Here is a 14,012-nt window from a genome sequence, read left to right on the forward strand (position 1 = left end):
ATTTCCCTGTCCCCAGACCTTCCATGTCCCGCAAAGTCTTTATCCGCACCTTCGGCTGCCAGATGAACGAGTACGACTCCGACAAGATGGCGGATGTGCTGGGAGCGGAAGAAGGCTATGAGAAGACGGATAACCCGGAAGAGGCGGACGTCATCCTGTTCAACACCTGCTCCGTACGGGAGAAGGCCCAGGAAAAGGTTTTCACCGACCTGGGCATGGTGCGCCACCTGAAGCAGAAGAACCCGGACCTGATCATCGGCGTGGGGGGCTGCGTGGCCAGCCAGGAAGGGGCCGCCATCGTCAAGCGGGCGCCTTACGTGGACCTGGTGTTCGGCCCCCAGACCCTGCACCGGCTGCCGGCCATGATGGAAAAGCGCCGGGAGTCGGGCCAATCCCAGGTGGATATCGACTTCCCCGAGATCGAGAAATTCGACCACATGCCCCCCGCCCGGGTAGAGGGCCCCTCCGCCTTCGTGTCGGTGATGGAAGGCTGCTCCAAGTACTGCACCTTCTGCGTGGTGCCCTACACCCGGGGCGAGGAAGTCTCCCGCCCCCTGGCGGACGTGCTCGCCGAAGTGGCCCACCTGGCCGCAGAGGGCGTAAAGGAAGTGACCCTGCTGGGCCAGAACGTGAACGCCTACCGGGGGGCCATGGACGGAGGTGAGATTGCCGACTTCGCCCTGCTGCTGGAACTGGTGCACGAGATCCCGGGCATCGGTCGCATCCGCTTCACCACCTCCCACCCCCGGGAGTTCACCCAGCGGCTCATCGACTGCTACGCCCGGCTGCCCAAGCTGGCTTCCTATCTGCACCTGCCGGTGCAGTCCGGCTCCGACCGCATCCTGGCGGCCATGAAGCGGGGCTACACCGCCCTGGAGTACAAGAGCATCATCCGCAAGGTGAAGGCGGCCCGGCCGGACATCTCCATCGCCTCGGACTTCATCGTCGGCTTCCCGGGGGAAACGGAAGTGGACTTCGACGCCACCATGAAACTCATCGCCGAGGTGGGCTTCGACGCCTCTTTCAGCTTCCTCTACAGCCCCCGCCCCGGCACCCCCGCCTGCGACCTGGAAGACAGGACCCCCCACGACGAGAAGATGCAGCGCCTCTACCACCTGCAGGACCAGATCAACGCCCAGGCCGCCGCCATCAGCGCCGCCATGGTGGGCTCGGTGCAGCGTGTGCTGGTGGAAGGCAAGTCGAAGAAGGACCAGAATGAGCTCATGGGCCGCACCGAGAACAACCGCATCGTCAACTTCCCCGCCCCCTCAAGACTCATCGGCCAGTTCGTGGACGTCACCATCACCCAGGCCATGCCCCATTCCCTGCGCGGCGAAGTCGTAACCACTGAAATCCACTAATGCAGATCACCTTCCCCGACGCCGACAACACCCGCCTGGCCAACCTGTGCGGCGTGCTGGACGAGAACCTGCGCCAGATCGAGACCGCCCTCAACGTGAACATCCACCGCCGCGGCGAAGTCTTCCAGGTCTCCGGTGACAAGGCGGAGGCCGCCGGGCTGATGCTGAAGGATTTCTACCAGCGGGCCCGCAAACCCCTGGACATCGACGACATCCAGCTGGCCCTGGTGGAGGTGGTCCACAAGCCCAAGGCGGGCACGCCGGAGAATGAAATCCCCGTGCTCATGACCCGCCGTGCCGGCCTCCACGGTCGCACGGCACGGCAGAACGCCTACATCCGCCAGATGCAGGAGCACGACATCACTTTCGGCATCGGTCCCGCCGGCACGGGCAAGACCTATCTGGCCGTGGCCGGGGCGGTGGATGCCCTGGAGCGGGACCTGGTGAAGCGCATCGTGCTGGTGCGGCCGGCAGTGGAAGCGGGCGAGCGCCTGGGCTTCCTGCCCGGTGACCTGGTACAGAAGGTGGACCCCTACCTGCGCCCCCTCTACGACGCCCTGTGGGACCTGATGGGCTTCGACAAGGCCAACCGGGCCTTCGAGAAGCAGCAGATCGAGGTGGCACCCCTGGCCTTCATGCGGGGTCGCACCCTGAACCACGCCTTCATCATCCTGGACGAGGCCCAGAACACCACGCCGGAGCAGATGAAGATGTTCCTCACCCGCATCGGCTTCGGCTCCAAGACCGTGGTAACGGGGGACGTGACCCAGATCGACCTGCAGCGGCACCAGAAGAGCGGCCTGGTGGAGGCCCGGGAGGTGCTGAAGGAGGTGCGCGGCATCGCCTTCACCGAGTTCCAGAACGACGATGTGGTGCGCCACCCCCTGGTGGCCCGCATCATCGACGCCTACGACGCCTTCAAAGACAAGCATGACAAGCCCCAGGCTTGAGCTGGCCATCCAGTTCGCGTGCCCCTTGAATCCCCTCTCCCTCGAGGGGAGAGGGGCGGGGGAGAGGGTGAAGCGTAGGGCAGATCATAAAAAACCTATGCAAAAACCCACCCCCTCCCCAGCCCGTCCACGGCAGGCCCTGCATGGCCTGCCGGCTTCGGTGGCGGAGAGCAGTGCGCTCCAAAACCCCGCCTACGCCCCCCCTCAAGGTGGAGGGAGTGAACTGCCCACCCGCGCCGACTTCCGCCGCTGGGCCAAGTCGGCCCTCAGGACCGACGTGGCCGCCACCCTGCGCGTCGTGGATGCGGAGGAAGGCCTGGCCCTGAACCGGGACTACCGGGGCAAGGACTACGCCACCAACGTGCTCACCTTCGAATACGGCCCGGATCCGGAAACCGGCGCTCTCACCGGGGACATCGTGCTGTGCGCCCCGGTTGTGGAGAAGGAGGCGAAGCAGCAGCGCAAGCCTTTGGCCGCCCACTACGCCCACCTCACCGTGCATGGCCTGCTGCACCTGCAAGGCTACGACCACGAAACCGGCGAGACTGATGCAGTTGCCATGGAAGCCGTGGAAAGCTTTATCATGCAGGCGTTGGGATTTCCCGACCCTTATCAATAACTTATGACAGACGACAGTAGTCCTAGACCGGGTTTCCTAGAACGCATCACCGCCTGGCTCTCACGGGAGCCTGACAACAAGGAAGAGCTCCTGGAGCTTCTTCACTCCGCCTACGAGAACAACCTGCTGGATGCGGACGCCCTGTCCATGATCGAGGGCGTCATGCAGGTCTCCGAGATGCAGGTGCGGGAGATCATGGTCCCCCGGGCCCAGATGGACGTGGTGGACATCAACGAGCCGCCGGAAAAACTCCTCCCCTTCATCATCGAGACCGCCCACTCCCGCTTCCCCGCCATCGACGGCGACCGTGACGACGTGGTGGGCATCCTCCTGGCCAAGGACCTGCTGCGCCTGTGCACCGGCGAGGACGTGGACCTGAGGGACATGCTGCGTCCCGCCGTGTTCATCCCCGAGTCCAAGCGCCTGAACGTGCTGCTGCGGGAGTTCCGCGCCTCCCGCAACCACATCGCCATCATCGTCGACGAGTATGGCGGCGTGGCCGGACTGGTAACCATCGAGGACGTGCTGGAACAGATCGTCGGCGACATCGAGGACGAATACGACTACGACGAGGCGGAAGACAACATCGTCTCCGACGAAAAGGGCGCCTGGCGGGTGAAGGCCCAGACCGAAGTGGACGACTTCAACCAGGCCCTGGGGGCCCGGTTCAGCGACGACGAATACGACACCGTGGGTGGGTTGGTGATCCATGCCTTCGGCCGCCTGCCCAAGCGGGGCGAAACAGTGGAAATCGCCGGTTTCCGCTTCCACGTGCTGCGGGCCGACAGCCGCCGCCTGCACACCCTGAAGGTGGAGCGGCTGGCCCAGCAGCCTCTGCTCTGACCCACTACTCACAGGCCATACCGCGTAAGTAAACGCTTACCTTGCCAGCATATCGACTTGCCGCTAATCTGCCGGCCTCGATCATTAGAGCTTGAAGCGAGGCCGGTCGCCCGCACTTGTCCAAGACATCAATAACCGAACCTTCAAGGACCTGACATGACCGCTTGGACCGACTTCCTCACCACCCAGGGCGCCCGCCTGGAAAATGACGCCGTGGCCCATTTCGGCGACGCCCCCGGCGAACTGGCCGCCGCTGCCAGCCAGACCGTGCTGGCCGACCTCTCAAATTACGGCCTCATCGGCTTCGCCGGGGAAGAGGCCCAGACCTTCCTCCACGCCCAGATCACCAACGACCTGCGCGGCCTGCGGGAGAACACCGCTGTGTTCGCCGGCTACCTGTCCCCCAAGGGCCGCATGCTGGCCAACTTCCTGGTGATGAAACGGGGCGGGGACCTGTTGGTCATGCTTCCCGCCAGCCTGCGCGAAGCCATCCAGAAGCGCCTGTCCATGTTCATCCTGCGTTCCAAGGTCAAGGCCCGGGATGCCTCCGCAGAATGGGTGCGCCTGGGCCTGGCCGGACCTGACGCCGCCAGGCTGGCCGTTGAAGCCCTGGGCACCTCCCTGCCGGAGGGCATCATGGGCATGGCCCACAACGACAAGGCCTTCGTCCTGCGTCTGGGGGATGATCGCTTCGATCTGTTCTTGGCCCCCGAGGCGGCCCGGGACATGTGGAAAATGCTGGCCGCCACCGCCCGGCCTGTGGGGGCCCCGGCCTGGGACTGGCTGCTCATCAACGCCGGCATCCCCGCCGTATTGCCTGCCACCCAGGACCACTTCGTGCCCCAGATGGCCAACATGGAGGTGCTGGGAGGAGTCAGCTTCAGCAAGGGCTGCTACCCCGGTCAGGAGATCGTGGCCCGCAGCCAGTACCTGGGCAAGGTGAAACGCCGCCTGTTCCTGGCCCATGTGGATGCCCCGGCTCACCCCGGCGACGAACTCTACGCGCCAGAACCGGCGGACCAGTCCTGTGGCCTGGTGGCCAACGCCGCCCCCGCACCCGGCGGCGGCTGGGATGCCCTGGTGGTGGCCCTGTCCCCCAGCGTGGAAGCCGGCGTGGTGCACCTCAAGGCCCGGGACGGCACGAAACTGGCCTTCCGCCCCCTGCCTTACCCCGTGGCCTGACACCAAGGGATGCACATCTACGTCTGGTACCGGGTAGAGAAGGACGACCGGGACACGGAGAACGCCGTGCGCGGCATGATGGCCCGTCTGGCCTGCCGCAGCGGCGTCGCCGGACGGCTGCTGAAGAAACGGGACGAACCCCGATTGTGGATGGAGGTGTATGCCGGCGTGGCCGACCAGGACGGCTTCGAGCGCTTGATGGCGCAGAAAGTGGACGAGTTCGACCTGGGCATGTTCATCGATGGTGAACGCCGCGTGGAAGCCTTCAGTGAAGACTGGTGCGCCACACCCACCTGTGCAACCCACCCCTGAGGCACCCATGCCCCGACTGAACGGCGAACGCAAGCACCAGATTTTGCAAACCCTGGCCCAGATGCTGGAGGCCCCCCAGGCGGAAAAGGTCACCACCGCCGGCCTGGCCGCCCGACTGGAGGTTTCCGAGGCGGCCCTCTACCGCCACTTCGCCAGCAAGGCCCAGATGTACGAAGGCCTCATCGAATTCATCGAACAAACCCTGTTTGGCTTCATCAACCGCATCAACTCGGACGAACCCAAGGGCATCAACCAGGTACGGGCCATGGCTCAGCTGCTGCTGGCCTTCGCGGAAAAGAACCGGGGCATGACCCGGGTGCTCACCGGCGAAGTGCTGGTGAACGAAAACGCCCGCCTCCAGGCCCGGGTCAACCAGCTCCTGGACCGGGTGGAGGCCAGCCTCAAGCAGTCCCTGCGCATCGCCGCCACCCAGGGGGACACCCACGCCGACGTGAGCGTGGCAGCAAACCTTGTGCTCGTATGGATCCAGGGCCGCTGGCAGCAGTTCGTGAAAAGCGGTTTCACCAAGACACCCCTGGCCCAATGGGAAGGGCAGTGGGCGATGCTGGCGGCGGCCATGCAGGCCCCGCCCCGCACTTAGACGACCCGGCCAGTCCTTCTGCGGCTTGCGGCCCAGCCCACCACCCCAAGGCCCGCCAGCATGAAGGCATAGGTCTCGGGCTCCGGCACGGCGGCTGGGAAATAGGTGAAGTTGTCCAGCACGATGTAGTCCATGGAGCCGCTGTCGGTGCCCACATCGAAGGCCGTGTTGTAAAGCTTCGCCGAGACGATCCCCTCCGCCGCGATGCCACGCCAGTCGCCATCGTTGGTCGGATCGATCACCGGCAGGTCCAGTTCCTCCAGCACGGCATCGCCGGCGCCGTAGGCCACCAGGTGCCAGGTTTCGTTGGTGCCGCCGAAATTGAAGCCGAAGGCGTCCACCGGCGTATCGAAATCGATCACGATCTCCTGGGTGCGGTCGATGCTGGTCAAGGCCAGGCTGTTGCCCGTGGTGTTGTGGCTGCCGTCGAAGGCGTCGGTGATGTGCAGCATGTTGTTGCCGGTCATGGTCATGCCGACATAGTCGAAGCTTATGGCCGCATCCCCCGCTGTCTGGCTCTCGAAGTCGATCACCGTGCCTCCCGTCAGGGCGCTGTGGTCCGAGGGCATGCCCTGGCCGCTCAGGATGACCGGGGCCGGTGCGGGCGCATTCCGGACGTAGAAGATGCCCGAGAGGGAGTGGGGCTCGCCTGCGCCAAAGGCGTCGTCACTGATCAGGTAACTGACCAGGCCGGTGTCGTAGCGCACGATGGCCTGACCTGCTCGTCCCGGCACGGTGGACTGGAAGCGCCCCCAGGACAACTCCGAGGTGAAGGTGGGACCGAACAGGCCCACGAAAGACTGGGCGTCGGCCGTGTCCACCGGTATCCGCGACCCGTTGGTGATGCTGGAGCCGAAATGGTTGCCGATGAGGGTCTGGACCTGGCCCAGGGAGGCCACGGACCAGCCGGAGGCCAGGTAGATACTGGGCTCGTTGATGCGCCAGGGCTGGCTGAGGTTCAGGTCCAGCCATTGCAGGCCGGTGGCGGTGTCCAGGGTGATCAGCCCGTCGCCGGACGTGGTCAGGTCCTGGGACACCAGAACCGCCTGGGCGTTGGAGGCCAGGAGGGAAGCGGCCAGCAGCAGGCCCAGGGGACGAAGGGAAAATGTCTTTCTCATGATGGGCTCCAGAGGCGCGTTGGATTCAGGCTGCGTCCTGGAGGCGGTCCGCCTGCCGGGTGGCCCTGCGGGCCATCATGCCCACCAGCCCCAGGCCGGCCAGCAGCATGGCGTAGGTCCCGGGCTCGGGGACGGCGGCGACGTCACCGTCGCGAACCGCCCACGCGAAGTAGGTGCCGATGATCTTGCTGTTTGAAGTTTGGACGCCATCGTAGGTATAGAAGAACCACGCATAGGAGGTATTGGGCGCGTACTCCAAGCCGGACGAGTACAAATTTGACCCGAGGTTGGTGAACAGGCTTTCGTCATTCGCATTGAGCGGATCGTCCACCATGCCATAGCCAGACTGCTCGCTGCCGGACGGGTCGTACCGGCCCTTGTTGCCCAGGTTGACGTAATACATGTACGCCAACTCGCTATAAGTCGTCCCCGCGCTGAAGGTTTGCACGTTGTAGCCGCAGTCGGTGCCGCTGTAGCCCGAGTTACAACCAGGAGTACCGGTATCGATCATGGTGGGCAGGCGCCAGTCATCATAGGTGACGTCGCGCACGCTGTCGTAGTAGCTGAGGCTGGCGGCCCAAGCCACGGCATTGGCCCAGGTCATGCGGCCATCGGTGGCGCTGCCCCCATCGTCATAGCTGGAACCCGCACCGTAGTTGGCGTCCTGCAGCCAAGTGACATCCAGTACATCGTCATAAATCAGGCCGCCGCCGCGGTCGTGCAGGGCAGCCTGGACAGGCACTGCAACGCTGAGGCCCACAGCCAGCAACAAGGCAGGATAAGAGCGCGTCCGAGTATTCATGATCTTCCCTTCTTCCAAGTGTTAGCAACGGTCAAGAATTCACCTAGGCGAAATCCACGCAATAACCATTCCAGAAAAAATGTTTATTTAAAACATATCCTTGGATAACGACTCATGCGGGTGTGTAAAGCATGCCGACACATCTCAGGCCCTGACCGGGTACGTTGGAAATTCTTTGTTGCGAGGCGAGCGCCAGAACCCCATCTGGCCGCCCGGTATCAGCCAGCGTCAGCCAGTCGGATTGAGTGGACGCCCCTGCCCGCAAACGGAACAGCCGGGGTCCTTCTTCAGGCGCATGCTGCGCCATTCCGCCGCCAGGGCGTCGTAAATCAGGAAGCGTCCTGACAGGCTTACACCCACGCCCATGAGCAGCTTGAGGGCCTCGGTGGCCTGCATGGCGCCGATGACGCCCACCAGGGGGGCGAAGACGCCGAATTCGGCACAGCGCATCTCGGCATCCCGGGCATCCTCCGGAAACAGGCAGGCGTAGCAGGGGGCGTCGTCGCGACGCAGGTCGAACACGGCCACCTGACCGTCGAAGCGCACGGCGGCGCCGGAAACCAGGGGCTTGCGGTGGCGGGTGCAGGCCCGGTTGACCGCCTGGCGGGTGGGAAAGTTGTCGCTGCAATCCAGCACCACATCGGCTGAGGCCACAGCCGCATCCAATGCATCGCCGGCCAGCATCTCCCGCAAGGGGATCACCTGCACGTCCGGGTTCATGGCCTGCATGCGACGGGCGGCGGACTCGGCCTTGTTGACCCCCAGGCTGGCCATGTCATGGGCGATCTGGCGTTGCAGGTTGGTCATTTCCACCACGTCATGGTCCGCCAGGGTGATGCGGCCCACGCCGGCGGCGGCGAGATACAAGGCCACGGGGGAACCCAGGCCGCCGGCCCCCACCATCAGGGCGTGGGCATCCAGCAGACGTTCCTGGCCGTCGATGCCGATCTGATCCAGCAGGATATGGCGGGAATAGCGAAGGAGCTGGGCGTCTTCCATGGGAGAGCAGTTTGCAGTTAGCAGTTAACAGTTAGCAGTTAGCAGTTAGCAGTTAGCAGTTAGCAGTTTCGGGAGTGTAAGTGCTTTTATGCCACCCGCTGCTCGCCAGCCACCCGTCACTTCCAACTACCTGCTATCCACTTCCCGACACTTGATCACTTGTATTGCCGCCACTCTTCCGGCGTTTCGTCGTGGTCGCCGTGGGGGCGGTGCTGCCAGGCCTCGACGAAGGCCTTGTAGTTCTTGGTGCGGGGTTCGGGGGTGCCCATGTTTCGGCGCTGCACCCGCTCGCAATGGTATGCCAGGGCACGCCGGATGCGGATCATGAGGGTGGCCTCCAGGTGGAAGCCCTGGGCGCCCAGGGCGTTTTCCAGGTCTTCCAGGGCGTACTCGGTCACGTCGTATTCCAGACTGATGGTGTGCTCGCCCAGGCGAACCACATCCAGGTCGGGCAACCCTACCAGCAGTTCCATGGCCCGCTCCACCTGCCCGGGAGGCAGTGGATGGAAGACCAGCTCACGACGTTTCCGGGTATCGCAGGTCGTCGCCATCCTGCACGGCTCCTATTGCTTGCGTTCTTGCAGCAGGGAGAGGCCCTTCAGCAGGGTGAGGGCCTGATTGAACTGGTAGTCGTTCTTGCGCACGATGTCCCGGGGTGTTGCCTCAACGTCCTCCTGCTTGGTCTGGCCATCCTTGGCGGGTGGGGCCTTGGGCTTGGCACCACTACCGGCATCCTTGCCGGCCTCGGGTTCCTGGCCATTGATCAGATGCTTTTCCAGGTCCGCTTCGCGAACCTCGAGTCCCGGACCATCCCCGGTGGTGACGGTGCCTTCCTCCACGACGATGTCGGGTGTGATGCCCTTGGCCTGGATGCTGCGGCCGCCGGGCGTGTAATAGCGGGCCGTGGTGAGCTTGATGGCGGTGCCGTTGTTGAGGGGCAGGATGGTCTGCACCGAGCCCTTGCCGAAGGACTGGGTGCCGACGATCAGGGCGCGGCGATGATCCTGAAGGGCGCCGGCCACGATTTCAGAAGCAGAGGCGGAACCACCGTTCACCAGCACCACCAGGGGCACGTTCTTGGTCCACGCGGGAAGACCCTTCAGGTAATCGCTCTCCCCCAGTCGCAGGTAGTTTTCCCGATTGTTGGTGAGGCGCATCTTGGCGTCCTCGGTGCGGCCGTCGGTGTAGACCACCAGTTCGTTCGGCTTCAGGAAGCTGCCGGCCACGGCCACGGCGGTGTTGAGCAGGCCGCCCGGGTCGTTGCGCAGGTCCAGCACCAGGCCCTTGAGAGCGCCCTTGTTCTGGGTATCCAGATCCTTCAGGGCCGCCACCAGGTTCTCGCCGGTGCGTTCCTGGAACTGGGTGACGCGCACGTAGCCGTAGCCAGGCTCCGCCAGCTTGTGCTTGACGCTCTTGATCTTGATGACGGCCCGGGTAAGGGTGATGGTGAGGGGCTTGACCTCGCCCTTGCGGACGATGGTAAGGGTGATGTTGGTGCCCGGCTTGCCGCGCATTTTCTTCACCGCATCGTTCAGGCTCATGCCCTTGACCGGCGTGTCATCCAGCTTGATGACCAGGTCGCCTGCCTTCACGCCGGCCTTGTAGGCGGGGGTGTCCTCGATGGGGGACACTACCTTGACGAAGCCGTCCTCCATGCCCACTTCGATGCCCAGGCCGCCGAACTCGCCCTGGGTACCCACCTGCAGGTCCTTGAAGGCCTCCGTGTCCAGGTAGGAGGAGTGGGGGTCCAGCCCCGCCAACATGCCGTTGATGGCCTCGGTGATGAGCTTCTTGTCCTCCACCGGTTCCACGTAGTCGCTCTTGATCTTGCCGAATATCTCGGTGAAGGCGCGCAGGTCCTCGATGGGCAGTGGCTCGGGTTCCCGGTCGGCTATGGCGGAGAAATTCAGGCTGAGGGCCGCGCCGAACACCACGCCGATGCCGATGAGACTGAGTTGTTTGAGCTTGCTGGACATGTTGCCTCTGAGTCTTGGGGGACGGGATAGGTTCAGTCCCGGTTACCTGACCCACGTCATGGGGTCGAAGGGTTTGCCCTGGCGCCGCAGTTCGAAATACAGGCCGGGTTCATCCTGACCGCCTGTGGCACCCACCGTGGCCACCACGTCGCCCGCCTGGACGGGGTCACCCGGTTGTTTATACAGGCTTTCATTATTGCTGTATAGGCTGAGGAAGCCATCGCCGTGGTCCACGATGAGCAGGTTGCCGAAGCCCCGCAGCCAGTCGGCGAAGGCCACCTTGCCGGTGCCCACGGCACGCACCTCCTGGCCTTGGCGGGCACGTATGAACAGGCCCTTCCAGGCAGGCCCTCCACCGGGGCGGCCCTGGCCGAAGCGGTGCAGGATTTCTCCCGCCACGGGCAGGGCCAGCTTGCCCTTGAGCCGGGCGAAGTTCAGTCCGGCCAGGCTGGCGTCGGCCACACGGTCCACCTTTTCGCCGGGCCTGGCCGGCACGGCGGGCTTGGCAGCCTTGCGCTTGGCCGCCAGGCGGGCCAGGCGCTCGATCAGCTGGGTCAGCCGCTTCTCGTTCTGCACCAGGGTGTTGATCTCGTTACGCTGGCGCCTGATCTGGGAGGACAACTTGTAAAGCACGTCCTGGCGTGCCGCCTTTTCAGATTCCAGGGCCTTCTTCTGGTCCACACGGTCCTTCTTGACCTGTTCCAGGCCAGCCTGCTTGTCCCGCACGGAGGCTTCCAGGTCCCGCATGCGCGCCAGGGTGGCCTGGTGCTCCCGGATCAACTGGCTGCGGGACCGGCCTACGTAGCCGTAGTACTCCAGGTTGCGGGCCGCTTCGCCCGGGTTCTGGCCGTTGAGCATGAGCTTGATGGCGTCGTTGTCGCCGTGGATGTAACGCTGGCGGAGCAGTTCCGCCAGGCGCGACTGCTGATCGACAATCTCCGACTGGGTCGTCTTGCTGTCCTGGGCCAGTTGCTTGAGGCTTCTGGACAGGTCACGCTGGCGCAACTCCAGCTGGCGCAGGCCCCGATTGACGTCAGAGATACGTCGCTCGGATTTCTTCAGGGCGTCCGCCGCCTCGCTGCGGGTTTCCGTGGCCGCCTCCACTTCCTTCTGAAGGGCCTGGATACGGGCCCTCAGGTCCTCCAGCTCTTCCTGGCGGCTATCCGGCGCTGCCCACGCCGTGCTCACCAACAGGCTGAGGCACAACCAGTGGAGTAGCCGCGCGGACCAGGCTGCCACGGGGGAATCAGTCGAATTCGATGAGGGGGTGGCCCGTCATTTCCATGGGCTGGGGCAGGCCCATCATCCGCAGGAGAGTGGGCGCCACATCTTCAAGGGCGCCCTTCTCGGCGATATGGGCCCTGCGACCGACGTAAAGGAAGGGCACCAGGTTGATGGTGTGTGCCGTGTGGGGCTGGCCATTGGCCGTATCCATCATGCTTTCGGCGTTGCCGTGGTCGGCGGTGATCAAAACCTCGCCGCCGATGGCCCGCATGGCCTCCACGGCCCGGCCGACGCATTCGTCCACCACCTCCACCGCCTTCTTGGCGGCCTCGAATACGCCAGTGTGGCCCACCATGTCCGAGTTGGCGAAGTTGCAGATGATGACGTCGTACTTGCGGCTATGGATGGCCTCCACCAGCTTGTCCGTCACCTCGTAGGCGCTCATCTCCGGCTTCAGGTCGTAGGTGGCCACATCGGGGGAATTCACCAGGATGCGGTCTTCGCCGGGGTACACGGTCTCCTCGCCACCATTGAAGAAGTAGGTGACGTGGGGATACTTCTCCGTTTCGGCGATGCGCAGCTGGTGCAGGCCCTGGTTGGCGATGTACTCGCCGAAACCGTTGCGGATGCGCTCGGGCGGGAAGGCCACCTCGACGTCGAAGTCGTCGCTGTAGCTGGTGAGGGTGCAGTAGCGGGACAGTTGGGGCGTCGTCTCCCGTTCGAATTCGGCGAAGTCCGGCTCGATGAAGGTGCGGGTGATCTGGCGCGCCCGATCGGAACGGAAGTTCATGAACACGATGGCGTCCCCATCCTGCATGCGCACGGCCTCCTGGCCTGGTGGCACGATGGTGGTGGCCTTGACGAACTCGTCGGTCTCGCCCCGTGAATAGGCCAGGTACAGGCCTTCCACGGCATCGTTTGCGGTGTACTCGCCCCGGCCCAGGGTAAGCAGGTCATAGGCAGCCTTCACCCGCTGCCAGCGCCGGTCCCGGTCCATGGCGTAGTAGCGGCCGATGATGGAGGCGATGCGCCCGCCCCCCAGGGCGTCGATCTTTTCCTGCAGGCGGCGCAGGTATTCGTCCGCGCTCTTGGGCGGCGTGTCCCGGCCATCCAGGAAGGCGTGGATGTATATCTTGTCCAGCCCTTCCCGCAGGGCCAGCTCCAGCATGGCGTGGATGTGGGTCTCGTGGCTGTGCACGCCGCCATCGGAAAGCAGGCCCAGGATGTGCAGGGCGGCGCCCCGCTCCTTAACCTGGGCAACCGTGTCCTTGAGGGCCAGGTTGAGGAAGAAGTTGCCGTTGTGGATGGCCCGGTCGATGCGGGTGAATTCCTGGTACACAACCCGGCCGGCGCCGATATTCAGATGCCCCACCTCGGAGTTGCCCATCTGTCCCGCGGGCAGACCCACCGCGGCCTCGGAGGCCTGGATCAGGGTGTGTGGGTTGGACTTCCATAACCGGTCCCAGTTGGGCTTGTGGGCGCAGGCGATGGCGTTGTAGCTGTCCGGATGGCGACAGCCGAAACCGTCCAGGACGATGAGCAGTACGGGCTTGGTGGTCGATGGGGGCATCAGAAGATTTTATCTGTTTTTCCAGCACAATTCGCGTGGGTATTTTAGTATATTTGAATACATCGAGCCCCCGGGTGTGCGCACTCCCAGAGGCAATACCGCAACGACGGAGACAAAATGACCATCGAGTCCACGGAACTGATCGACAAGGACGAACATATCGAACAGGCTTCCCGCGCCCTGAAAGCCATGTCCCACCCCCTGCGCCTGAAGATTCTTTGCGTCCTGGGGGACAAGGAAGTCAGCGTGCAGGACATCGTCGAGAATGTGGGCACCTCCCAGAGCAATATCTCCCAGCACCTGGCCATCCTGCGGGACAAGGGCGTGCTTCGTACCCGCAAGGACGCCAACCGGGTGTACTACCGCGTGGGTGACACTCGCACCCTGCAACTCATCGGCATGATGCGGGACGTTTTTTGCGGTTTTGCGAAATAGCCACAAAATTCCAGGCAACC

At 64.1% G+C, this 14,012-nt stretch carries 14 protein-coding genes and 1 pseudogene; 8 read left to right on the forward strand and 7 right to left on the reverse strand.

The window, feature by feature from the left end; translation table 11 throughout:
- Positions 1-23 precede the first annotated feature (23 nt).
- The 7 genes from miaB to slmA all read left to right on the forward strand — a co-directional run bounded on the left by miaB (position 24) and on the right by slmA (position 5,868).
- Complete coding sequence (gene miaB / locus H6935_10430) at positions 24-1,361, forward strand: tRNA (N6-isopentenyl adenosine(37)-C2)-methylthiotransferase MiaB (protein MCP5278760.1); 1,338 nt, start codon at positions 24-26, stop codon at positions 1,359-1,361.
- Positions 1,361-2,311, forward strand: a complete 951-nt coding sequence (locus tag H6935_10435) for a PhoH family protein (GenBank protein MCP5278761.1) — start codon at positions 1,361-1,363, stop codon at positions 2,309-2,311. Before miaB ends, H6935_10435 begins: the two co-directional genes overlap by 1 nt.
- A gap of 97 nt (positions 2,312-2,408) precedes the next feature.
- Positions 2,409-2,930, forward strand: a complete 522-nt coding sequence (ybeY, locus tag H6935_10440; GenBank protein ID MCP5278762.1) for an rRNA maturation RNase YbeY — start codon at positions 2,409-2,411, stop codon at positions 2,928-2,930.
- A 3-nt stretch (positions 2,931-2,933) separates the two neighbouring features.
- Positions 2,934-3,773: a CBS domain-containing protein gene (locus H6935_10445; GenBank protein ID MCP5278763.1), complete on the forward strand. Its 840-nt coding sequence runs from the start codon at positions 2,934-2,936 to the stop codon at positions 3,771-3,773.
- 156 nt (positions 3,774-3,929) lie between these two features.
- On the forward strand, positions 3,930-4,955 hold the full coding sequence (locus H6935_10450) for a folate-binding protein YgfZ (GenBank protein ID MCP5278764.1): 1,026 nt from the start codon (positions 3,930-3,932) through the stop codon (positions 4,953-4,955).
- A gap of 9 nt (positions 4,956-4,964) precedes the next feature.
- Positions 4,965-5,267 (forward strand): DUF4936 family protein, encoded by a 303-nt coding sequence (locus tag H6935_10455; protein MCP5278765.1) that lies wholly within the window; start codon positions 4,965-4,967, stop codon positions 5,265-5,267.
- Between the two features lie 7 nt (positions 5,268-5,274).
- Complete coding sequence (gene slmA / locus H6935_10460; protein ID MCP5278766.1) at positions 5,275-5,868, forward strand: nucleoid occlusion factor SlmA; 594 nt, start codon at positions 5,275-5,277, stop codon at positions 5,866-5,868.
- Here the strand turns inward: slmA and H6935_10465 are convergent.
- The 7 genes and pseudogenes from H6935_10465 to H6935_10495 form a co-directional block, all read right to left on the reverse strand.
- Positions 5,865-6,437, reverse strand: a complete 573-nt coding sequence (locus tag H6935_10465) for a PEP-CTERM sorting domain-containing protein (protein MCP5278767.1) — start codon at positions 6,435-6,437, stop codon at positions 5,865-5,867. The genes slmA and H6935_10465 overlap by 4 nt on opposite strands.
- A 574-nt stretch (positions 6,438-7,011) precedes the next feature.
- Positions 7,012-7,128 (reverse strand): annotated as a pseudogene (locus H6935_10470) (PEP-CTERM sorting domain-containing protein).
- An 888-nt stretch (positions 7,129-8,016) separates the two neighbouring features.
- The gene (gene moeB, locus H6935_10475) at positions 8,017-8,787 is read right to left on the reverse strand and encodes a molybdopterin-synthase adenylyltransferase MoeB (protein ID MCP5278768.1); all 771 of its coding nucleotides are present in this window, start codon (positions 8,785-8,787) and stop codon (positions 8,017-8,019) included.
- 155 nt (positions 8,788-8,942) lie between these two features.
- Entirely contained in the window at positions 8,943-9,338 is a 396-nt protein-coding gene (locus tag H6935_10480; GenBank protein MCP5278769.1) for a hypothetical protein, read from the reverse strand.
- Positions 9,339-9,350: 12 nt separating this feature from the next.
- Complete coding sequence (locus H6935_10485) at positions 9,351-10,763, reverse strand: S41 family peptidase (protein MCP5278770.1); 1,413 nt, start codon at positions 10,761-10,763, stop codon at positions 9,351-9,353.
- Positions 10,764-10,805: 42 nt separating this feature from the next.
- Positions 10,806-12,002 carry a peptidoglycan DD-metalloendopeptidase family protein gene (locus H6935_10490; protein ID MCP5278771.1) on the reverse strand — a complete coding sequence of 399 codons (1,197 nt, stop codon included), beginning with the start codon at positions 12,000-12,002 and terminating at the stop codon, positions 10,806-10,808.
- A 7-nt stretch (positions 12,003-12,009) separates the two neighbouring features.
- A complete protein-coding gene (locus H6935_10495; protein ID MCP5278772.1) occupies positions 12,010-13,557 on the reverse strand; it encodes a 2,3-bisphosphoglycerate-independent phosphoglycerate mutase in 1,548 nt (515 codons plus the stop codon).
- Positions 13,558-13,674: 117 nt separating this feature from the next.
- Between H6935_10495 and H6935_10500 the strand changes: the two genes are divergently transcribed.
- Complete coding sequence (locus H6935_10500; GenBank protein ID MCP5278773.1) at positions 13,675-13,992, forward strand: winged helix-turn-helix transcriptional regulator; 318 nt, start codon at positions 13,675-13,677, stop codon at positions 13,990-13,992.
- Positions 13,993-14,012 lie beyond the last annotated feature (20 nt).

It is taken from the genome of Thiobacillus sp., from assembly GCA_024235835.1.
Classification (GTDB): domain Bacteria; phylum Pseudomonadota; class Gammaproteobacteria; order Burkholderiales; family Thiobacillaceae; genus PFJX01.

Bases quoted from the DNA above. Each gene is read 5' to 3' on its own strand.
- miaB (MCP5278760.1), top strand. From the start codon at position 24: ATGTCCCGCAAAGTCTTTATCCGCACCTTCGGCTGCCAGATGAACGAG.
- H6935_10435 (MCP5278761.1), top strand. From the start codon at position 1,361: ATGCAGATCACCTTCCCCGACGCCGACAACACCCGCCTGGCCAACCTG.
- ybeY (MCP5278762.1), top strand. From the start codon at position 2,409: ATGCAAAAACCCACCCCCTCCCCAGCCCGTCCACGGCAGGCCCTGCAT.
- H6935_10445 (MCP5278763.1), top strand. From the start codon at position 2,934: ATGACAGACGACAGTAGTCCTAGACCGGGTTTCCTAGAACGCATCACC.
- H6935_10450 (MCP5278764.1), top strand. From the start codon at position 3,930: ATGACCGCTTGGACCGACTTCCTCACCACCCAGGGCGCCCGCCTGGAA.
- H6935_10455 (MCP5278765.1), top strand. From the start codon at position 4,965: ATGCACATCTACGTCTGGTACCGGGTAGAGAAGGACGACCGGGACACG.
- slmA (MCP5278766.1), top strand. From the start codon at position 5,275: ATGCCCCGACTGAACGGCGAACGCAAGCACCAGATTTTGCAAACCCTG.
- H6935_10465 (MCP5278767.1), bottom strand. From the start codon at position 6,437: ATGCCCTCGGACCACAGCGCCCTGACGGGAGGCACGGTGATCGACTTC.
- moeB (MCP5278768.1), bottom strand. From the start codon at position 8,787: ATGGAAGACGCCCAGCTCCTTCGCTATTCCCGCCATATCCTGCTGGAT.
- H6935_10480 (MCP5278769.1), bottom strand. From the start codon at position 9,338: ATGGCGACGACCTGCGATACCCGGAAACGTCGTGAGCTGGTCTTCCAT.
- H6935_10485 (MCP5278770.1), bottom strand. From the start codon at position 10,763: ATGTCCAGCAAGCTCAAACAACTCAGTCTCATCGGCATCGGCGTGGTG.
- H6935_10495 (MCP5278772.1), bottom strand. From the start codon at position 13,557: ATGCCCCCATCGACCACCAAGCCCGTACTGCTCATCGTCCTGGACGGT.
- H6935_10500 (MCP5278773.1), top strand. From the start codon at position 13,675: ATGACCATCGAGTCCACGGAACTGATCGACAAGGACGAACATATCGAA.